We start from the raw sequence: 20337 nt of genomic DNA, 5'->3' as shown, positions 1-20337 counted from the left end.
TCGTCATGAAAATCGTCGTGATTGGCGGTACCGGGCTGATCGGCAGGCAGCTCTGCAAAAACCTGCAAGACCTGGGGCATGAAACCCTGGCCGCATCACCGAGCACCGGAGTCAACGCCCTCACCGGCGAGGGCTTGCAAAACGCCTTGCACGGCGCCGATGTGGTGGTCGACGTGGCCAACTCGCCCTCCTTCGAAGATGCTGCCGTGCTCGAGTTCTTCGAAACCTCCGGGCGCAACCTGCTCGCCGCCGAGAAGGCCGCCGGGGTCAAACACCATGTCGCGCTATCAGTGGTAGGCACCGAGCGCATGCTCGACAGTGGTTATTTCCGGGCAAAAATGGCCCAGGAAAAACTCATCAAGGACTCAGGCATTCCTTACACAATCCTGCGGGCCACGCAGTTCTTCGAGTTCATCGGGGCCATTTCCCACTCGGGCGTACAGGAAGGCGACACCGTGCGCTTGACCTCCGCCGCGTTGCAACCGATTGCCGCGTTCGATGTCGCGACGGCGCTGGCGAAAGTCGCCGTGCAAGCGCCAGGCAACCAGACCCTGGAAGTGGCCGGGCCTGAGCGTTGGCCGCTGGTAGAATTCGTGCGCTTGTTTCTGCAACACTCCAACGACCCGCGCCAGGCCCAACCGGACGACACGGTCCCCTACTTCGGCGCGCCGATCGATGACCACTCGCTGACGCCGGGCGAGCACCCCATCGTTGGGCCAACGCGCTTCGAAACCTGGCTCAAGAGCAATACTTGAGGGGCCCCCTAGACCAACCGCTCGATCCGCTGATGCTGCCAGACCATTTTGTAATACAGCGTCTGCAGCATCAGCATGCCCAGATACGCCACCGGAAACGCCATCCACACCCCAGGCAACCCAAAGCGCGCATCCAGCAGATACGCCACCGGCAACTGCACCCCGACCACGCACACAATCGACACCGCTACCGGCACCAACACCGTGCCGCTGGCGCGCATGATGCCGCCGACAATCGCCTGAAAACCAAACACCAGCAGGCTCCAGAGCATGATGTGCAACAAGTGCTCGGCCATTGCCCGGGTGGAATCATCCGTAAGAAACAACCCCAGCAACCAGTGCGACAGCAGATAACCCAACAGCACCAGGCCGCCGGTCAGGCACACGTTGATCAACAACCCGGTGCGCAAAATCTCCCCCATGCGCTCAATGCGCCCTGCCCCGATCGCTTGCGCGCCGAGGATCGACGCCGTGATCGCAATCGACAGCGCCGGGAACTGCACGTAATTGACGATCTGCGTCACCGCCCCGTACGCCGCCGTCGCCTGGGAACCGTGCTGGTTCACCAGCGCCAGAATCACCAGCTCCGACAACGACAACACCACCATCTGCAACCCGGTCGGCAGCCCGATGCGCAACACCTTGCCGAGGATGACCCTATCGAGCCGCATCGCCGCAAACATCTCCCGATCCGGCGCCAACGGATGCCCCTTGCGAATCAACCGCCACGCCAGCCACCCCATCGCCGACAAGTTACCTACCAACCCCGCCCACGCCGCACTCTGAATCCCCATCGGCGGCAGCCCCAACCAACCGAGAATCAACGCCGGCGTCAGCGCCAGCCCGACACACGTCGACACCACCAGCGCCAACAACGGCGACAGCGTATCGCTCACCCCACGCAGCAACTGCGTGAACAACACAAACACCAACAGCGACGGCAAAATCCACATCATCACATGGGCATACGCCACCGCATCGTCCAGCACATCCCCCGGCATCCCCAAGCCCTGCAACGCAGGCCGGGCAAACACACTGCCCAACACCGCCGCCGCCAACCCGATCATCGCCCCCAGCAACAACGTCGAGCCGGCGATGGCCTTCACCAGATGCGGCTCCCGGGCGCCCCAGGCCTGGCCGATCAACACCCCAGCGCCCGCACCGAGGCCGATGACCAGGGCGATGAAGAAGAACACCACGGGGAACATGCCCGATACCGCCGCTAACGCCTGGGTGCCGAGCAATTGGCCGATGTAGATGCTGTTGACGGTGCCAGACATGGACTGGAGGAAGTTGGAGAGGACCATGGGGGCGAGGAATAGGAGGTAGGTTTGCCAGAGGGGGTGTTGGGTGGTGGGGGTTTGCATGAGTAGAAATGTCTCGGATGAGGGGCGGACGCTACGCAATCAGAGGATTGTAAATGGATTTACGCAAGTATGAATGAATGTAACTGATACCTTGAAATGTATTTTTTGATTTCGTGTAGGAAATCTAACCAGAAATACGCGGATACATCACATAGACCCAGCTATCGGAAAAGGCATCTACGCTCAATCTACCTCTAGTCGAGCTACGCACCACCACCAAAGGAAGGTATACATGCTTTACATACCGTGTATGAAGGTAGGTCAAAACGATGTAAAGGCTCTGATAAATCTGGAAGAAAATCGTAAAGAATTAGTATCACCACTTCTAAACATGAGAGGCAAAGAACGCAACCTTAATGATTTCCTGGTAGGCTGGGGCAACCACCCTTATTTGATGGACATCTCTAGATCTCCACAAGACATCGCCGACGAAGTTATAGCAGAAAGAAACCTGCACAACCCTGCCAATCACTTCAAGAACAAGCGGATCTGGCTCACCGAATTAAAAACCCAAAATAATTCACTAATACCAGTTGTATCCTGGCTGGACACAGACAACTCGCGAGACGTCATACAACAAGCAAGACTATTATTAACAGAGTTTGAAGCGATCGCCATCAGGGTTATTTGCACTCCCGAAATAACAGGAGCCAGTTGGGACAGGGCAATCAGCATTCTTGACGCTATACCGAACCCAGAAAATGTAAATGTAATCCTAGACTTTGGAGACAGGTCGCCAATATCCACTATTAACGGTGGCACACTCGACCATAGCTTATCCACCCTGGATACTTACGGAGTTCATAGCGTTACTCTTATCAGTTCGTCCTTCCCGAGCCAGAAACCTCAGTCAGGAAGTTCCAGCACAGCTATTTGCCACGATTTAGTTTGGCAAGCGGAAGCAAAACAACTGAACGGCGCAATAAATTTAATTTATGGCGATTACGCTGGCACAAATCCCGGTGCCGCCGTGGAATATATTCCCGGCATGGCTGTCATACCTTTTGCTAGTTATTACGCACCTAATGAATGGTGGTTGAAGCGACTAGGAAGAGATAAAGAATTTGAAAACTACGTTCAGCTAGCAAGGGATATTCGTCAGTTACCCGACTACCACGGCGATGAGTTTTGCTGGGCAACCAGAGAATATGGCCGGATTAGTCAAACAAATGAGAAATATGGGAATAATGGGGTATGGAACGGCCTAAGAGCCAACCAGCATATTTGTGCAACGCTCCAATTCCTTCAGCATGAAGATGATGGCGACAATGTTTCCATCGACGACATGGTCTGACCATGAGAGTAACGAACCTTCAACCTAGTTAAAACCTTGTCTCTTATAAGGTCCCACTCTAGCGCCTCGGCCACTTCGAGGCGCACTTCTTTGATCTTCATAACGCTTTTCGTTTCAAGCTGAAACTCCTTACAAATTTCATCTAACTCCGAGCGCCACAAAAGCCCTGTAAGTGTAAATTTATCGCGCAATTTGTTGCTCGTTGCTTTCCTGACCACAGCAATAGTTCCAAGATCATCAACTACAAGAATTCCGACGCTCCGATGAGTTACGCCGAACGCTTTCTCTATGTGTTTGGAATGACAGCAAAGCCAAACCTGATCAAAGCAACTGAGATACGCATCTTGCTGCCCTTCCCATCGGGACAAGCTATCTGAGGCTGATTTTATTTCGAACGCCGTTAGCTGACCGTTGGCATGCACAAGATCTGCACGCCTAGCTTTGTTGATAAAGCAAAGCTCCCCGATGAAGACATCGTCCTCACCGTGAGGCATGGTCTTGGCGACCCATTTTTTAAGCAGTTGGCGGATATGATCTGGATTGTGCATGGCGCAGGAGTATAGCTTCTCTCTCCCCTGAAACCTATGCGGCATATGATTCCAAAAGACGCAAAGAAGGGTTTGTCTATCACTTCCTACACCAATCGCAGCCCCTTGCACCTTGCCCGCCTAGCCCATTGATGTTTATAGTCCGCCCGTCGCCCAAATGGCGACCAGGTTTGGCGACCTGCAGATCGGATCAGTCCCTTTAAATCTGATTCGGAGTTTCACCTATGGAAAGATACATGCCCCTCACCGGAATCGACCTGATCCCGGCCTCCCTGCTCATCGACACCCAAGCCCCACTTGACGTCCTGCAAGCCATGGCCGACTACCGCATCCGCACCGTCACTCAGGTGCTGGAAAACATCGCCTTCCGCGCCGAGATCGGTTGCGATACGGTGGTGCTGTCGGATTTTGCCAAACTGCTGGCCATTCCCCTGCGCGATGGCTGTGACTTGATGGATGTGATCGGCAGACGCTTGCGGGCGCAGGCGGCGGAGTAAATGAAAACGGGTGCCTTGCGGGCGCCCGTTTCTTTGTCGGAAAACACACAGAGGCATAGAATCCATCGCTCACCTCGCTCTCACTTTGCAAGGACCGTGAATGCCTTCCCATAAACGCCTTGGTAGCGTGTGTCATAGCCTCGCTCACCACGCGGGGAGTTCGCTGTCTTATGTCCATCCCCATCTAAGTGTGGCGTTGCGACCGTTGGGCGTCAGGGCAGCGGCGGTTGATCTGATGAAACAAGCCCCCTGTCCTCCGGAGCTGAAAAGTCATCCCTATTTGTCCAACGGACTCAATGCACTGAAAGCACGATTCGAGGAAATCCTTGGGCGGGAAGGATTTACACTTTCGGAGCTTCAAGAGGCGACGGTGCTGTTTAACTACGATCAAAACAGCCTCTATGACTATTGCTGCGAGTGCCACGCGAGGTTGGTCAGCCTCAATGGCCGACAATACGTGTCGGCAGTCAATTACCTGGGCAAATCCATCATTCCTCAGTTTGGGTGATTTCAAAAATGGGACCAAAGACCGAACAGCTGATTGGCGTGCTCGATCGGCTCCCTGTCGTGCTTGAAAGCGATGGCGCCATTCACTGGAGTCAGTGGATGCGCAAAGCGAGAGGACACTTGCTGAATGCTGATTACTACGGGATTGAATATCTGCTGTCAGCCTATAGCGGGATGGGCTCGTTCAATGACCTCGTTCTTGGCCAACGATGCGTCGATGGTGTTTTTGCCTGGGAACCTGGGCATGTTGAGCTGAACGAAAAGCTCGATTCACTAAGAGGTGAAGCCGCAACGCTCGCCAATGCAATTAAACGTGCTCAAGACTGAATGTAAAAAAGAATTCGTCACCCGCTTCGACTTGGTGCTGCGAGTACATTCCGCGGAATAAATGAAAACGGGCGCCTCGTCAGGCGCCCGTTTTGTTTTTTTCGAACCCGGCCAACACGCAGAGGTCGAAACCAGTGATGGCATCGCTACTGATCACAGGCCGCTGGCCTGCTTCATTCAAGGGCGAAGCCAGTAGCTCACACCACTGTAGGGTGCGCCGGATAATTTCAGCAGGCTCGGCTTCTGCCCGAGGGCAGCGGCTGACTGCTGCTCACATCCAATGCTCCCGTATTGGAGTACCTGACATGACTCAGTCAATGCGGTTCTTCCTATCAATTGTCCTTGCGACAGCTTCACTGGCATCGGCCAGCTTCCTGAACACTGCCGGTGCGGCAACCGCCGAGGATCTGAATGTCGACTCTCGGCAAGCGTTGCAAACACTCTATAAGGCCAGGCCAGTTGCCGAAACCATTTCGCGCGACGCCAAAGCGATTCTTGTCTTCCCGAAAATCATCAAGGCGGGTCTTGTGTTTGGTGGCAGTTACGGCGAAGGCGTGATGTTGAAGGACAAGAAAGTAGAGAATTACTACAACACCGTAAGTGGGTCTTGGGGGTTACAGGCAGGCGCCCAGTCGTATGGCTATGTGGTTTTCCTGATGAACGAGAAAGCGGTGGACTATTTACGTAAAAGCAAAGGATGGGAAATCGGCGTAGGCCCAACTGTTGTTGTGGTTGATGAAGGGGTGGCGAAAAATCTGTCCAGTACGACGTTGAAGGACGATGCCTACGCGTTCATTTTCGACCAGCAAGGGTTAATGGCCGGGATCAGCATCGAAGGCACCAAGATTTCCCTGATCAAGCGCTAGAACCGGTCGTTTGGCGCTTACGGGCGCAAGCGATGGAGCAGACAAAAACGGGCACCTGAAGGCCTGAAGGGCGCCCGTTTTTTGTGTCCGCAATTGGTGATGCATCAGCCACCCTGGAGCGTTACTGCGTGCTTTCGATCAAGGCTTTCGCCGTAGCCACGGATCATCTCCAGCAATGACTTCACCCGCAGCGGCAGATTCCCGGCCGGGTACACCGCGTGCATCTGCGGGCTCTCACCGCTGCTGGAGGTGAGTTTGTACTGGGGACAGACCCGCAGCAGGCGCCCCGCTTCCACTTCGGGCTCCGCCAGCCAGTCCGCCAGGCGGGCGATGCCGAGGCCCGCCAGGGCCGCCTGGAACGCCGCCGAACCGGAGTTGAAGCGGAACTTGGGGTGAGCCCGAACGCTGATGGCCTGCGTCTCACTACGAAAATTCCACTCCTTGAGGATCCGCGGTGCCGTGTGCAGGATCAGCGAGTGCGCCTCCAGCGCCTCGATGGAGTCGGGCATCCCTTGCCGCTCCAGGTACTCGGGGCTGGCGTACAGGTAACGTGAATAACTCCAGAGCGCAAAGCCGATCAGGTCACTGGATTGCGGATACCCGCCACGAATCGAGAAGTCCAGCTTGCTCTTGGCCGGGTCGATGGTTTCATCAGTGAAAATCACGTCGACGTTCACGTCTGGATAACGCTCGGCGTACTGCGCGATCAGCCGGGGCAATACCCCGTGGCCGAGAAACTCGGGGGCGGAAAAGCGGACCCAGCCGTAGGCCTGGCCGCTGATGCCAGCGAGGTCTTCATCCGCCTCACGTTGCAGATCCAGCATTTTGTAAGCGTGAGGCAACAAGCGCTCACCCGCCTCGGTCAAGCTCACGGCATTGGAGGAGCGATTGAACAACTTGACTCCGACACTTTCCTCCAGAGCCTGAACAGCGCGGGTCAGCGCACTTGGGGAGCGCCCCAGAGTACGTGCCGCGGCGACGAAGCTGCGCTTGCGTGCCACCGCGGCGAATGCTTCAAGCTCCCCCAACATATCCAATGCCATGCGCCACCTCGTTGCACTTTTCACAATGTTACATTGCAACACAAAAAAAGCGCTTCCGTTAACCTCGCTCTCCCACAGGGATGTAGGCAAACGGGAGTAGAAGGACGTGTCGAAGCTGGATGAAATACTCGGGAAATCCGCAGCCGGTATCGGTGAAGTTCATGAATGGCCGCAAAAAAAATCAGCGACTTCGACCCGACAGGAAATACCGCACATCCATCTGTCGTTCGAAGAACAGCGCACACTTGAGGCCGGCCTGGCATCGCTGGCCGTGACCGATAGCGCCTCGGGCATCCGTCATATGCCGGCCTTGGGCGAGTTGTTGGAGAGCGCCCTGTGCGCCGAGAAAATCCAGCAGTTGCGTAATTTTCCCCAGGCCCGTGAGGTGGCGATGATCGTCAGGGGCCTGCCGCTGGACCCGCAACTGCCCGCCACGCCCTACGACAAAGAGCCGGGTATCGAGAACCTGTCGGTTCTGGCCGGGGCTATCCTGTCCGTGCTGCAAACCCTGCAAACCCATCCTCTGGCGTACGAGGGTGAAAGCGACGACACCGTGTTCCGCCACGTATCGCCCAAGCACAAGCGAGAGACCGAAAAGAGCTCCTATGGCTCGCGCATGGACCTGGACATGCATGTCGACAATCCTCACCTGCCCTTGACCTGCGAACCCGTATCGCAATTGTCGGCCTGCCCGGAGTATTTGACCCTGACCGGCCTTCGTTGCGAGCTCGGCGTGCCGACTCGCATCGTCGCCATTGACGACGTGCTGGCCATGCTGCCGACCGACGTCGAAGAAGAGTTGTCACAACCGCATTTCACCGTTCGCCGACCGGCCTCCTTTGGCAAGCAGGGCAATGTGCTGGAAAACGTCCCCCTGTTGTACAGAAACGCAGCCGGTGGCCTGTATTGCCGCTACAACCAGGCAAGTGTAGAGGCGACTTGCGCCAACGCGCAGCTTGCCCTGCAACTGTTCGCCGCCGCCGCCAATCATCCCGATGTCGTGCACCACATACTGCTGCAACCGGGCGACATGCTGATCTTCAAGAACCAGCAAACCCTGCATGCCCGGGACGGTTTTACTCCCCGCTACGACGGCCGTGACCGCTGGATGCTGCGCGTCTTCGGGGTCAACGACCCGGCACGCGTGGTGCCGCTGACCCCTCACCAACCTTTCATCGTCAGAGCCTGATTTCATGGTCGATATTGTCATCCTTTGCGTGTTCGCCTTCTCTGCCGGCCTGATCGATGCGGCGGTGGGCGGTGGCGGACTGATCCAGATACCCGCGCTGTTCAACGTGCTGCCCACGGCACAAGCGGCGGCGCTGCTGGGAACCAACAAGGTTGCGGCAGCCTGCGGCACCGCATTCGCGGCCCGGTCTTTCGTGCGCAAGGTGGTGATCAACTGGAGCCTGGTGATCCCCGCCGCCTGTGCGGCGTTTGTCATGTCCTTCTTCGGTGCGGCCACAGTGTCGTTCGTGCCCCAGTCGGTGATCCGGCCGGCGGTGCTGCTGTTGATCGTGCTGATGGCGATCTACACCTTCTGGAAAAAGGACTTCGGTGCCCTGCACAAGCCCATGCACATCGGGACCAAGGAGAAACTGCTGGCGATCGTCATCGGCGGTGCCATCGGCTTCTACGACGGACTGTTCGGCCCCGGCACAGGCAGTTTCCTGATCTTCCTGTTTATCCGCTGTTTCGCCTTCGACTTCCTGCATGCCTCGGCGTCGGCCAAGCTGGTGAACATCGCGACTAACGTAGCGGCGCTGATATTCTTCATTCCCACAGGTAACGTGCTCTACCTGATCGCCATCCCCATGGCGGCATTCAACATCCTTGGTGCGCTGACCGGCACCTGGCTGGCGGTTCATAAAGGCGTGCCCTTTGTCCGGGCGCTGTTCCTGGTGTTGTTGGTAATTCTGATCAGCAAACTGTCCTACGATCTGTTCCTGTAAACCTGAGGAGAACCCCATGCATGCAATGTTCGATCGACTGGTGGCGTTACTCGATGCCCGTGCAGCCTCCTACCGGGTATTGCTGCACGATGCCGAGGGTCAGTCAGCGCGGGTCGCCGAAATCCGTGGCACTGAGCCCGGCCAGGGTGCGAAAGCCATGCTCTGCTCGCTCAAGGGTCAGGCTGAAGCCTATGCCCTGGTGATACTGCCGGGGGACCAGAAACTCGACATGAAGAAGGTCGGAGTGGCGCTGGGCGGAAAAAAAGCCGAACTGGTGAAAGCCGAAACCGCCATGGAATTGACCGGGTGCCGAATCGGCGCCATCCCCCCTTTTGTCTTCGATGAGCGGATTCAATTGATCGTCGATCCGGCCCTGACCACTGGCTACAGCGAAATCGCCTTCAACGCCGGTCGGCTTGATGCGTCGATGGTGCTCGATACGCAGGATTATCTGGCGATTGCCAAGCCTCGGTTGCTGGATATCAGCCAGGCCTGAGCAGATCGCTATTGCCTGGGGCGATGCGGTTTCAACCATTGCTGGCGTCGATAGTCACCATCACGTCAATGAAGTTCTCATAAAAAATCCTCGGCGTAACATCCGCTCCATACCCAGCCAATAACACCCCGGAGCACACCATCATGAAACGCCAAACCCTTCTCAGCATCGCTTTCTCGGTTTTTGCAGTAAACGCTTTCGCCGCTTCCTCTACTCACCCGGTCGTCGCTGAAGGCGGCTCGGATCGCCTGATTGAAAGCCGTGTGGCTGAAGGTGGTTCGGATCGTCTGATCGAGAATCGCGTTGCTGAAGGCGGCTCGGATCGTCTGATCGAAAACCGCGTCGCTGAAGGTGGTTCGGATCGTCTGATCGAAAACCGCGTCGCTGAAGGTGGTTCGGATCGTCTGATCGAAAACCGCGTCGCTGAAGGTGGCTCGGATCGTCTGATCGAAAACCGCGTCGCTGAAGGTGGCTCGGATCGTCTGATCGAAAACCGCGTCGCTGAAGGTGGTTCGGATCGTCTGATCGAAAACCGCGTCGCTGAAGGTGGCTCGGATCGTCTGATCGAAAACCGTGCGGCATGAATGAATGGCTTTACAGCAACACTCGACCAAAGGACCCGGCCTCATCAGCCGGGTTTTTTCATGCCTTTTTTTAATGCCCGACTGCATCGATGTTTGCCCGAAGCAGCATAGACGCGGGTTTCAGCGATTTGGCGCCCGCGCTGAATCATCAACAACGACCGTCCGTAACCCCGCCCCGACGGCCTCTCCCCCTTCGCTATTCTTAACCACACACACCGCGGGCACGGCTTGCGGCATCAAAATCAGGAGTAAGGATCCAGGTAAGGAGCACGCCACTTCAAACTGAGTATCAAATATGAAAATGCTACTGATAGTCGAGTTTCCCCATGAGCCTTTCAACGCGTTTGTCAGGTCGGGGAAGGTCGGCGAAATCATGAACCGTATCCTGGACACCATTAAGCCCGAGGCGGCTTATTTCACTGAGCAAGATGGCATGCGAGGTGGGATTTTTCTGATCGATGTCGTGGATTCCTCCGAAATACCCGGATATGCGGAACCCTTCTTCCTTAACTTCCAGGCCAACTGCAAATTCCGTGTGGTCATGAACCCGCAGGACCTGCAAAACGCGGGTCTGGAGGAACTTGGAAAAGCGTGGGCGTGAGGCAATGATCAATGAGTGAGAAACCTGTGGCGAGGGAGCTTGCTCCCGCTTGAGTGCGTAGCACTCACAAGAATCGGCAATGGTTGCCAGATTTTTTGGGGCCGCTACGCAGCCCAGCGCGAGCAAGCTCGCTCGCCACAAGGTAGCCGACTAAATCCGGCTCGTTCATGTCGAAGCGCGTTCACCACAAAGGCGAAGCACTGACGCTTACTGAACGGTTTTCAGCTTAACCACATCACCGGAGATTTTGGTGGTGTAACCGGTCAGGACCCAGGCCCAGAACCAGTTTTCCTGCACTTGGGTGTTGATCATCGCGTCGCCACCCTTGGCCTGGATCGCCGCGTTCTGAGCGCGGATGAAGCGGTTGTTCTGCTGGATCGGGATGACGCCGAACAGCAGCAGGCCAGTGGCGGTCGCTTCACTGTGGCCGACAACGGTGTACTGGCTGCTGTCGTATTGCTGGGTCTTCATCGGGGTGCCGGTGCAACCCGCCAGAACCAGGCCAAACAAGGCTACGGCAACCACTTTGCTGAGGTAATTCACTGTGTCACTCCATTAGAAATACCCGGGATCCATCTCTCGGGCGGCGCATACTCTAACGGAAGAAGTGGCTCATTGATATCACACAGCACTGAAAAAACTGATCGATGAGAGACCGATCATTGCGGCTGAAATGTCTGAAGGTAGGCCAACAGGTTTTCGATCTTTTCAGGATCGCTGAGGCCCCAGAAAATCATGCGGGTGCCGGGGACCACTGCCTTCGGCGCTTCGATGTAGGCGGTGAGTGTTTCACGGGTCCAGACGACGCCTGATGATTTCATCGCATCTGAATACTGGTAGTCCGCCGTGCTGCCTGCGGGGCGGCCGAAAATGGCATTGAGTTGCGGACCAAAAAAACCTCGCGCTGAACTCCCCACTTGGTGGCAGCCGCCGCAGATTCGCTTGAACAGTTTCTCGCCCGCCTCAGCATCGCCAGCCGCTACTGCTTGCGTGCTGAACAACCCCATATTGAGCATCAAGGCCAAGGTGAGTACGGCGGCGTTTTTCATGTTCGGCTCCAAATCAGGTGCGGCTGACAGCAAAAGCGGGCGGCTATTTCATCATGTCTGGCTGCTACACCGAAATACTGATCTGGACCGGGCGTGTCACTCAACTCCCACACGCTTGAAACTTCTTCCGGTAAGCCGCCGGTAGCAGGCCCACACGCTGCCGAAAAAGCCGGCGAAACGAGTTGCCATCTTCGTAGCCCACTTTGTACGTGATGCTGTCCAGGGTCATTCGTGTGGATTCGAGCAACTGCTTTGCCTTTTCCAGACGCAGCGTTTGCAGGTAGGTCAGCGGCGTGTAACCGGTGGCTTCCTTGAAACGCCTTTTGAAGTTCCTGACGCCGAATCCGAATCGCTCGGCCATGTCATTGATCAGCAGCGGCTGATGGAAGTGATCTTCCAGCCACGCCTGAACCCGCAGGATTTCGCCATCCCCATGGTTCTTCGGCATCGACCACATGACATAAGCCGATTGCTCGCTGCGTACGTTGTCGGCCAGCAGGTATTTGCCGCACTTCTGCGCCAGCTCCAGTGATGCGAAGCGGCGGATCAGATGCAGCAAAAGGTCCATGGCGGCCGTCGCGCCACCGCTGGTGATCACGCGATTGTCTTCACAGAGGATCCGCGCCTCTTCCAGACAGGCCCCTGAATACCGGCGACGAAAAAAATCGGCGAAGGCCCAGTGTGTGGTGGTACGAATGCCGTCCAGCATTCCCGCTTCGGCGAGCATGAACGCCGCCGTACACATGGAAGCCATGACGGCACCTTGCGCGTGCTGTTGACGCAGCCACGGCCCATAGCCGGGAAATGCCGGCAAGGCGTCCTTCAGGGTGAAGAGAAACCCCGGGATCAGCACCAGATCGGTTCGGGAAATGTCGGCGATGGATCGGTCCACGCGCAGCGTTTGCCCTCCCCATGCGGCGACATCGGCGCCATCCAGCGAGGCGGCAACCACCTCAAACGGCGCACTGGCGGTATCGGCGAACAGGTTGGCGGCACTGAGCACCTCCAGCGCAAGGGTGGCGCTGGCGGCGGAACATTGATCAGCCAGTAGCAGGGTGACGTGCATGAATCATCCAGATTGCGCTTTTCGCATGAAAAAAGTCATTTGTGCACCTACCTTATCCGATTTCCGCCCCCTAAAGTTCACCGGTCATTCAATCCTCGGCGTACTTATGAATCTCTGGTTCCGACTTATCCTCATGCTGTTCCGTCGTCCATGGCGCAAACCGGTCGACGGCCTGGCCACCACCGTTATCCGCCTGCGCGTCTGGCCGCTCGACCTCGACCTCAACCGCCACGTCACCAATGGCCGCTATTTCACCCTGGCCGACGTAGGCCGCATGGATTTCGTGCTGCGCAGCGGCGCCTTTCGAGTAGCCTTGCGCAACAAGGCCGTGCCGATCGTTGGCGATACCTGGGGCAAGTTTCGGCGCGAGCTGAAGCTGTTCGAATCGTTCGAGATTCATACCCGCATACTCGGCTGGGACGATAAATGGAGCTTTATGGAACACCGTTTCGTGAGCAAAGGACGGGTGATTGGCGTCGTCATCATGCGGGGTCTGTTCCGCTCGGCCAAAGGCACAGTTACACCGGTCGAGTTCGTCCGCGAGCTGGGGTTGGCCGAACAGTCACCCGAGATGTCGATGTGGCTGACGGCCTGGTCGCAAAGCTGCGACGACATGAGCCGTCAGCTGCGAGGGGAAGAAGCTAGTTGCTCAACCGCCCTGCTGTCATCGATGAAGGAGCAGCAATAACGTCCGCCTGAGCTATCTCAGGCTTTTCCTCCGCGCCCTCCCCGTTCAGCGCCTTGTTCATCTTTACCGTGTCCAACGCGCCGACCCACTTGGCAATGGCCATGGTGCCGACGCCGTTGCCGATGGTGTTGGTGATCGCGCGTGCTTCCGACATGAACCGATCGACGCCCAACAACAGCACCATGCCCGCCACCGGGATGGTGCCGAGGGAGGACAGCGTCGCCGCCAGGATGATGAACCCCGAACCGGTCACCCCCGCCGAGCCTTTGGAGGTGAACATCAGCACCGCCAGCACGATCAACTGGTCCATGAGGGTCAGCGGCGTGTTGGTCGCCTGGGCAATGAAGATCGCGGCGATGGTGTAGTAGATCGCCTGGCCGTCCGGGTTAAAGGTCAAGCCCGAGGGAATGATCATCCCGGCGACGGGTTTGGAAACGCCGGCCTTTTCCATCTTGGAAATCATCTGCGGCAGCACCGATTCCGAAGAGCTGGTGCCCAGTACCGTGAACAGTTCTTCCTTGATGAACTTCAGAAACTTCCACAGGCTGAAACCGCTGTAGCGGCAGATCGGCCCGAGCACGAAAATCACGAACACCGCGCAGGTCAGGTATACGCACGCCATCAATTTGCCGAGGGAGAACAGCGAACCGAAGCCGTATTTGCCGATGGTAAAGGCAATCGCCCCGAAGGCACCGATGGGGGCCAGACGCATGACCATGTTGACGATGCGAAACATCCCTTGCATCAGGCTATCCAGCGTGTCGACGAACACTTTTGCGCGCGGCCCGACATGCGCCAGGGCAACACCCAGCAGAATGGAGAACAGCAAGATTTGCAGGACGTTGCCTTTGGCGAATGCATCCACGATGGTGTCGGGGATGATGTTCATCACAAAGTCCATGAACGACGCATGTTTCACCGCCGTGGTGTAGGTCGCGAGGCTGGACGTATCCAGCGAGGCGACATCGATGTTCATGCCCGCGCCGGGTTTGAACACATCGACCACGACCAGGCCGACCACCAGCGCCAGTGTGGAGACCACTTCGAAATAGAGCAGCGCCCGGAAGCCGACACGCCCCAACTCTTTCATGTTCTCCATGCGCGCAATGCCCGTCACCACCGTGAGGAAAATCACCGGGGCAAGCAGCATTTTGATCAGTTTGATGAACGCGTCACCCAAGGGTTTGAGCGCGGCTCCAGTCTCGGGAATGAACACCCCGACAATGGCACCGAGGATGACCGCGATGAGCACTTGTACGTAGAGTTTGCCAAATATTCTTTTCATGACAGGGCCCTGATTTTTTATTGTTGTCAGGAAATGCCAAGGGACCGGATTCAGCGATCTGCCCCTTGGCGCTGTGCCGCAGTACTACTTTGAGTCGGTGGGAAATATCAGCGGTTGATCAACGCAATGACAGCATCGGTGATCTGCCGGGTGGTGGCCGTGCCGCCCAGATCCGGGGTATGCAAACCGCTTTCGGTCACGGCTTCGATGGCCGACATCAGCTGTTTCGCCGCGGCCGCTTCGCCCAGGTGCTCGAGCATCATTGCCGCGGTCCAGAATGTGGCGATCGGGTTGGCCACGCCTTTGCCGGTGATGTCGAAGGCCGAGCCGTGGATCGGTTCGAACATCGAGGGAAATTTGCGTGACGGGTTGAGGTTGGCAGTCGGCGCGATACCCAGGCTGCCGGACAACGCGGCGGCCAGATCGGACAAGATGTCGGCGTGCAGATTTGTGGCGACGATCACGTCCAGCGTCGACGGTTTGAGCACCATGCGCGTGGTTACGGCGTCGACCAGTTCCTTGTCGATCTTCACGTCCGGAAAGTCCTTGGCGACTTCGTAGAAGATCTCGTCCCACAACACCATGCCGTGACGCTGAGCGTTGGATTTGGTGACCATGGTCAGGTGCTTGCGCGGACGGCTGCGCGCCAGTTCGAAAGCAAAACGGTGAATGCGCTCGACCCCGGCACGGGTGAACACCGACACTTCGGTGGCGACTTCTTCAGGCAGGCCCCGGTGCACGCGACCGCCATTGCCGGAGTATTCGCCCTCGGAGTTTTCACGCACCACCACCCAGTCGATCTGATCACCGTTATGCAGCGGGCTTTTCACCCCTGGCAGCACGCGGGCCGGACGCACGTTGGCGTACTGGTCGAAGCCCTGGCAGATCGGCAGGCGCAGGCCCCACAGGGAAATGTGATCCGGCACATTGAGCGCACCGACTGCGCCGAAGAAAATCGCATCGAACGTTTTCAGTTCTTCCAGGCCACCTTCCGGGATGTAGTAGCCGTTTTTCAGGTAGTTATCCGAGTTCCAGTCGAAGTGTTTGAAGGCCAGTTCGAAGCCGGACTTTTTCGACAAGGCTTGCAGCACCTCGACGCCCGCAGCGATCACTTCCACGCCGATGCCATCACCTGGAACCGCAGCAATTTTGTATGCGCTCATCATCAACTCCACTCTCGTTACGTTCTTGTTGTGCCTGTCGAACGGGGGTGTTCAATCAGGGTGTGAGCGGAGTATATGTAGTGAGCAAATGAGCGTGAGTTACTCCAAATCACTACATAGATGAATTTGAGTTACCAATGAGCCAGACCCTGGATTTGTCTTTTTTCTACCTGCTGGCCAACAAAGGCAGCCTCGCCGCGACGGCGCGAGAGCTGGGCGTGACCCCGCCGGCGGTGAGCAAACGCTTGAGCGCGCTGGAAGCACGGCTGGGCATCCGCCTGGTCAACCGCACCACGCGCTCCATGAGCCTGACCTCGGAAGGTGAACTGTATTTTTCCCATGCCGCGCGCATCCTGACGCAGATCGATGAGGTCGAGCAGCTCATCAGCAGCAGTCGTGCAACGCCGAAAGGCCTGATTCGCGTCAACGCGTCTTTGGGTTTCGGTCGTCGCTACATCGGCCCGGCATTGGGCGCGTTCTTCGCGCAATACCCGGAGGTGGAAATACAGCTGGAAATCAGCGATCACCCACTCGATCTGGCGACTCACGGGTTTGACCTGGGCATTCGTTTTGGCACGCTGCCGGATGCGGCCTTTCATGCGCGCAAGATTGCCTCCAATCGCCGTCTGCTCTGCGCCTCGCCGCTGTACCTGGAAAAGCATGGCGTGCCGCAACGCCTGGCGGATTTACAGCAACACAACTGCATCTTCCTGCGGCAAAACGAAACGCCCTACGGCGTATGGAGCTTTACCAACGGTGGGCGCACGCAAAACGTCAAAGTGCGTGGCGCGTTAGGCTGCAACGACGGTGAAGTGGCCCTCAATTGGGCGCTGGAAGGTCATGGGATTCTGCTGCGGGCCGAATGGGACATCGCCCGCTACGTGCGCAGTGGCCGCTTGCGCCTGGTGCTGGAGGACCAGACACCGACCCGCGCCGATGTCTATGCCATCTACCCGCAACAGTTACACCTGTCGGCGCGAGTGCGCAGCCTGATCGATTTTCTGGTCGAGCGTTTCAAGCACATCGATCACCTGGATGAACCGGAATCTGTACTCGACTGAACAACACTACGAAAGATTGAGCGCCACGGCGGCGCGAATCAGTGCCTTCAAGGCTGTTTCATCAATCCGGTCGCCCTCATGAATATCGATGGCACGTCGGGTGTTGCCATCGAGGCTGGCGTTGAACAGTCCTGAAGGGTCTTCCAGCGAGGCGCCCTTGGCAAACGTCATCTTCACGGCATTCTTGTACGTCTCGCCGGTGCAGATAATGCCGGCGTGCGACCACACCGGAACGCCCCGCCACTTCAACTCCTCGACCACTTCGGGGTCGGCTTGCTTGATGAGCGCTCGAACCCGAGCGAGCGTCTCGCCCCGCCAATCATCCAGTGCCTTGATTTTCGCCTCGATCAGCGCAGAGGCAGAGCCCTGCCCCTCAGTGTCCTTAGATCCAGCCGTCTCCTTGCTCATAGTGGCTATCCCTCTTCATAATGATTGTCGCTCGCCTGCCTCTTGAGTATCGCTGACAGGACTACAACCCAGGCGTTGCAGTTTGACCCACAACGGGTCGTTTGCCTTCAAATCTCCGATGGGTGCAACTTGTGCACTCACGGAATAGCAAAACAAGGACGTAACAACAGTGGAAAAGGAAATCATCCTGATGCGTCATGGCCAGCCCAATCTGGTTGTGCAAGACAAAGTTTCAGCGCGCGATATGAAACGCTGGATCGAGCAATACGACCTGTCAGAAATCATCGACCAACCCGCCCCGCAATCGAGTGTGGCGCTGGCGCGTACCGCCAGAATGATCGTGTCGAGCAGTGCGCCCCGGGCGCTGACGTCTGTTCGAGCGCTAGGCCTTCAAGCCAGCCTTGTCGATGATATGTTCTGCGAAGCGCAGCTCCCCCATGGACGATGGACACTGCCGCGCCTTTCACCATTTACGTGGGCATTCATTCTTCGTGTTTTATGGTTGTGCGGTTTCTCGGGGAAGGTCGAGTCTGCCAGTAAGGCCAGAATGCGCGCCAATACGGCAGCTCAACGGCTTCAATCCCTTGCCGACGAAGGGCCCGTTTTACTGCTCGGTCATGGAATAATGAATCGAATGATTGCCAAGCACCTGGAGGCTACCGGATGGATTCGCCATACCAGCAATGGTAATCGGTACTGGAGCGCGACGGCCTATCGAATGAGTCCGCGTTAAGGCACGACGACAGTCCCCAGACTGATTCCCGGCGCCCTGGCTGGTGGTCAAATAAAAGCTAATATTCAGCTGTATTCCCCTGCAAAGGACCGCAATCATGAGCCGGCTCGAGTTACTGACCAAATGGAATCGCATGATCGTGCGGTTGCAGATCGAGCACGAAATCAGTGCCCGGGATTTCGAGAAGTTCAGCTGGAAACTGGGCATCCCTTGCGTGGTGTTGTCGGCGATAGTCAGCGCCAGCGTCTTTGGTTCAATCAGTGACTCATCGCCAGCATGGCTCCAATATGCAGCCGGCATCCTTTCACTGCTGACCCTGGTGCTGAGTTCAGTGCAGACCTTCCTGAACTTTGATACCCGGGCTGCCGGGCACAAAGACACCTCCGAGAAGCTCGGTGCGATGTCTCGCGAGATTCAGGACGAAATCGCCAGCGGCAAGGACGAGGCTATCCTGGGGCCAATCGTGCTGGACATCCGCAAGCGCATTGATTCGATTCTGCTGGATGCCCCGACCCTGCCCAAGTCAACCATAAGGAAACTGGGGGATGTTCGCATCCACCCGGAGACGCAGCCAGAGGAGCAGGAGATCGTCCCGGCTTGAATACAGGCCCGATGCCGGTCCGCGACATCGTGACAGGAGGCGTTTGAGATGCAACTCATCACGTTGAAAATCGACAAACCGGAAGCGACGAATTTCATTTTTGGTCAGACGCACTTCATCAAGTCCGTTGAAGACCTCCACGAAGCGTTGATAAACGCCGTACCAGGTATCCAGTTTGGCGTGGCTTTTTGTGAAGCCTCCGGCAAATGCCTGGTGCGATGGTCTGGCACCAATACCGCCATGATCGAGCTTGCGCAGAAAAACGCGCAAGCCATTGCCGCCGGCCATAGCTTCATCATTTTCCTCGGCGACGGTTTCTATCCGCTGAACGTGTTGAACGCCGTCAAAATGGTGCCAGAGGTGTGCCGCATTTTTTGTGCAACAGCCAATCCAACCGAAGTGATTCTTGCCGAGACGGAACAGGGACGCGCGATCCTGGGCGTCGTGGATGGCTTCTGTGCCAAGGGCATTGAAGGCGACGAAGACATCCTGTGGCGCAAGAATTTGTTGCGGCAGATTGGCTACAAGCTGTGAAACACGTTTCGCTGCTGAGCTAACGATGGGCTGCCGCCGTCGACAGCCTCACCTGCCGGAATTCTGCACAAGTTGCTCAATGAAGAATTCCACATGCCCTCGCGGATGAGTTGGCAATGGCCAGCTGTCGACGTTGTGCGCAAGGGCCTGGAAAGCTTGAGCGCACCTGGAGCGCGGGAAGGCTTCAAACACTGCACGTCCCTTCTGCACGGCTTTGTGCGCACTGTCGTCGTTCGGCACCGCGCCGACGTATTGCAGCGAGACATCGAGGAACATATCGGTAATCTTTTCCAGCTTGGCAAACAGATTGCGACCTTCCGCCGGACTGCCCGTCATGTTGGCCAGCACGCGAAAACGGTGCAGACCGTAGTTCAGATTGAGCAATTTGATCAGCCCGTAGGCGCCGCTGATCGAGGTGGGTTCATCGCATACCACCACCATCACTTCCTGAGACGCGCGGATGAAATTGATCACTGAGCCACCGATACCGGCGGCTGTATCGATGATCAGCACATCCAGTTTGTCGCCGATATCGCTAAAGGCCTGGATCAGCGCACGGTATTGCGCAGGCTCCAGATGAGTCATGGCCTGCAAACCAGAAGAGGCCGGGGCCACACGAATGCCGCCAGGCCCTGGCATCAGTGCTTCGGACAGCTCGCAACGCCCTTCGAGAACATCGGCCAGTGTGTAGCGCGGGGTCAGCCCCAGCAGAATATCGATATTCGCCAGGCCAAGGTCGGCGTCCAGCAGTACGACGCGCCGCCCCATTTTCGCCAACGCCAACGAGAGGTTAACCGCCACCGTGGTCTTGCCCACACCACCCTTGCCGCCGGTCACAGCGATAACTTGCACGCAATGCACATCATCCATTTGTCTTTCCCTTCCCTGCGCATCGTGTGCCACTACGTAATG

General features: G+C 57.1%; 26 protein-coding genes. 16 read left to right on the top strand and 10 right to left on the bottom strand.

The genetic code is table 11. The annotated features are described in order from the left end of the window. Positions 1-5: 5 nt before the first annotated feature. Positions 6-755 (top strand): SDR family oxidoreductase, encoded by a 750-nt coding sequence (locus tag AC30D7_RS09085; protein ID WP_490133802.1) that lies wholly within the window; start codon positions 6-8, stop codon positions 753-755. An 8-nt stretch (positions 756-763) separates the two neighbouring features. Here the strand turns inward: AC30D7_RS09085 and AC30D7_RS09080 are convergent, their stop codons facing one another. Further along, on the bottom strand, positions 764-2122 hold the full coding sequence (locus AC30D7_RS09080; RefSeq protein WP_490133801.1) for an MATE family efflux transporter: 1359 nt from the start codon (positions 2120-2122) through the stop codon (positions 764-766). A 232-nt stretch (positions 2123-2354) separates the two neighbouring features. Between AC30D7_RS09080 and AC30D7_RS09075 the strand changes: the two genes are divergently transcribed. Next, positions 2355-3416, top strand: a complete 1062-nt coding sequence (locus tag AC30D7_RS09075; protein WP_490133800.1) for a beta family protein — start codon at positions 2355-2357, stop codon at positions 3414-3416. Here AC30D7_RS09075 and AC30D7_RS09070 read toward each other — a convergent pair. After that, positions 3368-3964: a sce7726 family protein gene (locus tag AC30D7_RS09070; protein ID WP_490133799.1), complete on the bottom strand. Its 597-nt coding sequence runs from the start codon at positions 3962-3964 to the stop codon at positions 3368-3370. The genes AC30D7_RS09075 and AC30D7_RS09070 overlap by 49 nt on opposite strands. A 224-nt stretch (positions 3965-4188) precedes the next feature. Between AC30D7_RS09070 and AC30D7_RS09065 the strand changes: the two genes are divergently transcribed. From AC30D7_RS09065 to AC30D7_RS09050, 4 genes are all read left to right on the top strand, one after another. Beyond that, positions 4189-4461: a hypothetical protein gene (locus tag AC30D7_RS09065; RefSeq protein WP_490133798.1), complete on the top strand. Its 273-nt coding sequence runs from the start codon at positions 4189-4191 to the stop codon at positions 4459-4461. Positions 4462-4561: 100 nt separating this feature from the next. After that, a complete protein-coding gene (locus AC30D7_RS09060) occupies positions 4562-4969 on the top strand; it encodes a hypothetical protein (protein WP_490133797.1) in 408 nt (135 codons plus the stop codon). An 8-nt stretch (positions 4970-4977) separates the two neighbouring features. Continuing rightward, positions 4978-5295, top strand: a complete 318-nt coding sequence (locus AC30D7_RS09055) for a DUF6966 domain-containing protein (RefSeq protein ID WP_490133796.1) — start codon at positions 4978-4980, stop codon at positions 5293-5295. Between the two features lie 305 nt (positions 5296-5600). Beyond that, the gene (locus AC30D7_RS09050; RefSeq protein WP_490133795.1) at positions 5601-6161 is read left to right on the top strand and encodes a lipid-binding SYLF domain-containing protein; all 561 of its coding nucleotides are present in this window, start codon (positions 5601-5603) and stop codon (positions 6159-6161) included. Between the two features lie 104 nt (positions 6162-6265). Here the strand turns inward: AC30D7_RS09050 and AC30D7_RS09045 are convergent, their stop codons facing one another. Continuing rightward, positions 6266-7204, bottom strand: coding sequence for a LysR family transcriptional regulator (locus tag AC30D7_RS09045; RefSeq protein ID WP_490133794.1), 939 nt, complete (start codon positions 7202-7204; stop codon positions 6266-6268). Positions 7205-7310: 106 nt separating this feature from the next. Between AC30D7_RS09045 and AC30D7_RS09040 the strand changes: the two genes are divergently transcribed. The 5 genes from AC30D7_RS09040 (at position 7311) to AC30D7_RS09020 (ending at position 10837) form a co-directional block, all read left to right on the top strand. Next, positions 7311-8393 (top strand): TauD/TfdA family dioxygenase, encoded by a 1083-nt coding sequence (locus tag AC30D7_RS09040; RefSeq protein ID WP_490133793.1) that lies wholly within the window; start codon positions 7311-7313, stop codon positions 8391-8393. 4 nt (positions 8394-8397) lie between these two features. Next, the gene (locus tag AC30D7_RS09035; protein ID WP_490133792.1) at positions 8398-9156 is read left to right on the top strand and encodes a sulfite exporter TauE/SafE family protein; all 759 of its coding nucleotides are present in this window, start codon (positions 8398-8400) and stop codon (positions 9154-9156) included. 16 nt (positions 9157-9172) lie between these two features. After that, positions 9173-9652 (top strand): YbaK/prolyl-tRNA synthetase associated domain-containing protein, encoded by a 480-nt coding sequence (locus AC30D7_RS09030; RefSeq protein ID WP_490133791.1) that lies wholly within the window; start codon positions 9173-9175, stop codon positions 9650-9652. A 143-nt stretch (positions 9653-9795) separates the two neighbouring features. Beyond that, positions 9796-10236 carry a phage infection protein gene (locus AC30D7_RS09025; RefSeq protein WP_490133790.1) on the top strand — a complete coding sequence of 147 codons (441 nt, stop codon included), beginning with the start codon at positions 9796-9798 and terminating at the stop codon, positions 10234-10236. Positions 10237-10531: 295 nt separating this feature from the next. Next, positions 10532-10837 (top strand): panthothenate synthetase, encoded by a 306-nt coding sequence (locus AC30D7_RS09020; protein ID WP_490133789.1) that lies wholly within the window; start codon positions 10532-10534, stop codon positions 10835-10837. A 207-nt stretch (positions 10838-11044) separates the two neighbouring features. Here the strand turns inward: AC30D7_RS09020 and AC30D7_RS09015 are convergent, their stop codons facing one another. From AC30D7_RS09015 to AC30D7_RS09005, 3 genes are all read right to left on the bottom strand, one after another. Then, positions 11045-11380, bottom strand: a complete 336-nt coding sequence (locus AC30D7_RS09015; protein ID WP_007935421.1) for a hypothetical protein — start codon at positions 11378-11380, stop codon at positions 11045-11047. A gap of 116 nt (positions 11381-11496) precedes the next feature. Further along, entirely contained in the window at positions 11497-11886 is a 390-nt protein-coding gene (locus tag AC30D7_RS09010) for a c-type cytochrome (protein ID WP_305411878.1), read from the bottom strand. A gap of 100 nt (positions 11887-11986) precedes the next feature. Continuing rightward, entirely contained in the window at positions 11987-12952 is a 966-nt protein-coding gene (locus tag AC30D7_RS09005; RefSeq protein ID WP_490133788.1) for a GlxA family transcriptional regulator, read from the bottom strand. Positions 12953-13058: 106 nt separating this feature from the next. Here AC30D7_RS09005 and AC30D7_RS09000 point away from each other — a divergent pair, with 106 nt between their 5' ends. Beyond that, positions 13059-13640 carry a thioesterase family protein gene (locus tag AC30D7_RS09000; RefSeq protein WP_490133850.1) on the top strand — a complete coding sequence of 194 codons (582 nt, stop codon included), beginning with the start codon at positions 13059-13061 and terminating at the stop codon, positions 13638-13640. Here the strand turns inward: AC30D7_RS09000 and AC30D7_RS08995 are convergent. Further along, positions 13594-14925, bottom strand: a complete 1332-nt coding sequence (locus AC30D7_RS08995; RefSeq protein WP_490133787.1) for a dicarboxylate/amino acid:cation symporter — start codon at positions 14923-14925, stop codon at positions 13594-13596. The genes AC30D7_RS09000 and AC30D7_RS08995 overlap by 47 nt on opposite strands. Positions 14926-15032: 107 nt before the next feature. Beyond that, positions 15033-16088 carry a tartrate dehydrogenase gene (locus AC30D7_RS08990; RefSeq protein ID WP_007935426.1) on the bottom strand — a complete coding sequence of 352 codons (1056 nt, stop codon included), beginning with the start codon at positions 16086-16088 and terminating at the stop codon, positions 15033-15035. Positions 16089-16225: 137 nt separating this feature from the next. Here AC30D7_RS08990 and AC30D7_RS08985 point away from each other — a divergent pair, with 137 nt between their 5' ends. Then, entirely contained in the window at positions 16226-17149 is a 924-nt protein-coding gene (locus AC30D7_RS08985; protein WP_019582011.1) for a LysR family transcriptional regulator, read from the top strand. Between the two features lie 6 nt (positions 17150-17155). On the opposite strand, the gene AC30D7_RS08980 is transcribed toward AC30D7_RS08985, so the two are convergent. After that, positions 17156-17557 carry a DUF1801 domain-containing protein gene (locus AC30D7_RS08980; protein WP_019582010.1) on the bottom strand — a complete coding sequence of 134 codons (402 nt, stop codon included), beginning with the start codon at positions 17555-17557 and terminating at the stop codon, positions 17156-17158. A 169-nt stretch (positions 17558-17726) separates the two neighbouring features. Between AC30D7_RS08980 and AC30D7_RS08975 the strand changes: the two genes are divergently transcribed. The 3 genes from AC30D7_RS08975 (at position 17727) to AC30D7_RS08965 (ending at position 19425) form a co-directional block, all read left to right on the top strand. Beyond that, a complete protein-coding gene (locus AC30D7_RS08975) occupies positions 17727-18290 on the top strand; it encodes a histidine phosphatase family protein (RefSeq protein WP_490133786.1) in 564 nt (187 codons plus the stop codon). A 97-nt stretch (positions 18291-18387) separates the two neighbouring features. Then, complete coding sequence (locus AC30D7_RS08970; RefSeq protein WP_490133785.1) at positions 18388-18891, top strand: SLATT domain-containing protein; 504 nt, start codon at positions 18388-18390, stop codon at positions 18889-18891. A gap of 48 nt (positions 18892-18939) precedes the next feature. Continuing rightward, positions 18940-19425: an adenosine-specific kinase gene (locus AC30D7_RS08965; RefSeq protein WP_490133784.1), complete on the top strand. Its 486-nt coding sequence runs from the start codon at positions 18940-18942 to the stop codon at positions 19423-19425. Positions 19426-19473: 48 nt separating this feature from the next. Here AC30D7_RS08965 and AC30D7_RS08960 read toward each other — a convergent pair whose 3' ends face one another. Continuing rightward, positions 19474-20295 (bottom strand): MinD/ParA family ATP-binding protein, encoded by an 822-nt coding sequence (locus tag AC30D7_RS08960; protein ID WP_490133783.1) that lies wholly within the window; start codon positions 20293-20295, stop codon positions 19474-19476. Positions 20296-20337 lie beyond the last annotated feature (42 nt).

Source organism: Pseudomonas sp. DF5 (genome assembly GCF_058148225.1).
This window is presented reverse-complemented; position numbering and strand designations above follow the sequence as displayed.

What these genes read in the sequence shown, in the direction of transcription:
- AC30D7_RS09085 (WP_490133802.1), top strand. Translation starts at nt 6, where the DNA reads ATGAAAATCGTCGTGATTGGCGGTACCGGGCTGATCGGCAGGCAGCTC.
- AC30D7_RS09080 (WP_490133801.1), bottom strand. Translation starts at nt 2,122, where the DNA reads ATGCAAACCCCCACCACCCAACACCCCCTCTGGCAAACCTACCTCCTA.
- AC30D7_RS09075 (WP_490133800.1), top strand. Translation starts at nt 2,355, where the DNA reads ATGCTTTACATACCGTGTATGAAGGTAGGTCAAAACGATGTAAAGGCT.
- AC30D7_RS09070 (WP_490133799.1), bottom strand. Translation starts at nt 3,964, where the DNA reads ATGCACAATCCAGATCATATCCGCCAACTGCTTAAAAAATGGGTCGCC.
- AC30D7_RS09065 (WP_490133798.1), top strand. Translation starts at nt 4,189, where the DNA reads ATGGAAAGATACATGCCCCTCACCGGAATCGACCTGATCCCGGCCTCC.
- AC30D7_RS09060 (WP_490133797.1), top strand. Translation starts at nt 4,562, where the DNA reads ATGCCTTCCCATAAACGCCTTGGTAGCGTGTGTCATAGCCTCGCTCAC.
- AC30D7_RS09055 (WP_490133796.1), top strand. Translation starts at nt 4,978, where the DNA reads ATGGGACCAAAGACCGAACAGCTGATTGGCGTGCTCGATCGGCTCCCT.
- AC30D7_RS09050 (WP_490133795.1), top strand. Translation starts at nt 5,601, where the DNA reads ATGACTCAGTCAATGCGGTTCTTCCTATCAATTGTCCTTGCGACAGCT.
- AC30D7_RS09045 (WP_490133794.1), bottom strand. Translation starts at nt 7,204, where the DNA reads ATGGCATTGGATATGTTGGGGGAGCTTGAAGCATTCGCCGCGGTGGCA.
- AC30D7_RS09035 (WP_490133792.1), top strand. Translation starts at nt 8,398, where the DNA reads ATGGTCGATATTGTCATCCTTTGCGTGTTCGCCTTCTCTGCCGGCCTG.
- AC30D7_RS09030 (WP_490133791.1), top strand. Translation starts at nt 9,173, where the DNA reads ATGCATGCAATGTTCGATCGACTGGTGGCGTTACTCGATGCCCGTGCA.
- AC30D7_RS09025 (WP_490133790.1), top strand. Translation starts at nt 9,796, where the DNA reads ATGAAACGCCAAACCCTTCTCAGCATCGCTTTCTCGGTTTTTGCAGTA.
- AC30D7_RS09020 (WP_490133789.1), top strand. Translation starts at nt 10,532, where the DNA reads ATGAAAATGCTACTGATAGTCGAGTTTCCCCATGAGCCTTTCAACGCG.
- AC30D7_RS09010 (WP_305411878.1), bottom strand. Translation starts at nt 11,886, where the DNA reads ATGAAAAACGCCGCCGTACTCACCTTGGCCTTGATGCTCAATATGGGG.
- AC30D7_RS09005 (WP_490133788.1), bottom strand. Translation starts at nt 12,952, where the DNA reads ATGCACGTCACCCTGCTACTGGCTGATCAATGTTCCGCCGCCAGCGCC.
- AC30D7_RS09000 (WP_490133850.1), top strand. Translation starts at nt 13,059, where the DNA reads ATGAATCTCTGGTTCCGACTTATCCTCATGCTGTTCCGTCGTCCATGG.
- AC30D7_RS08995 (WP_490133787.1), bottom strand. Translation starts at nt 14,925, where the DNA reads ATGAAAAGAATATTTGGCAAACTCTACGTACAAGTGCTCATCGCGGTC.
- AC30D7_RS08990 (WP_007935426.1), bottom strand. Translation starts at nt 16,088, where the DNA reads ATGAGCGCATACAAAATTGCTGCGGTTCCAGGTGATGGCATCGGCGTG.
- AC30D7_RS08985 (WP_019582011.1), top strand. Translation starts at nt 16,226, where the DNA reads ATGAGCCAGACCCTGGATTTGTCTTTTTTCTACCTGCTGGCCAACAAA.
- AC30D7_RS08980 (WP_019582010.1), bottom strand. Translation starts at nt 17,557, where the DNA reads ATGAGCAAGGAGACGGCTGGATCTAAGGACACTGAGGGGCAGGGCTCT.
- AC30D7_RS08970 (WP_490133785.1), top strand. Translation starts at nt 18,388, where the DNA reads ATGAGCCGGCTCGAGTTACTGACCAAATGGAATCGCATGATCGTGCGG.
- AC30D7_RS08965 (WP_490133784.1), top strand. Translation starts at nt 18,940, where the DNA reads ATGCAACTCATCACGTTGAAAATCGACAAACCGGAAGCGACGAATTTC.
- AC30D7_RS08960 (WP_490133783.1), bottom strand. Translation starts at nt 20,295, where the DNA reads ATGGATGATGTGCATTGCGTGCAAGTTATCGCTGTGACCGGCGGCAAG.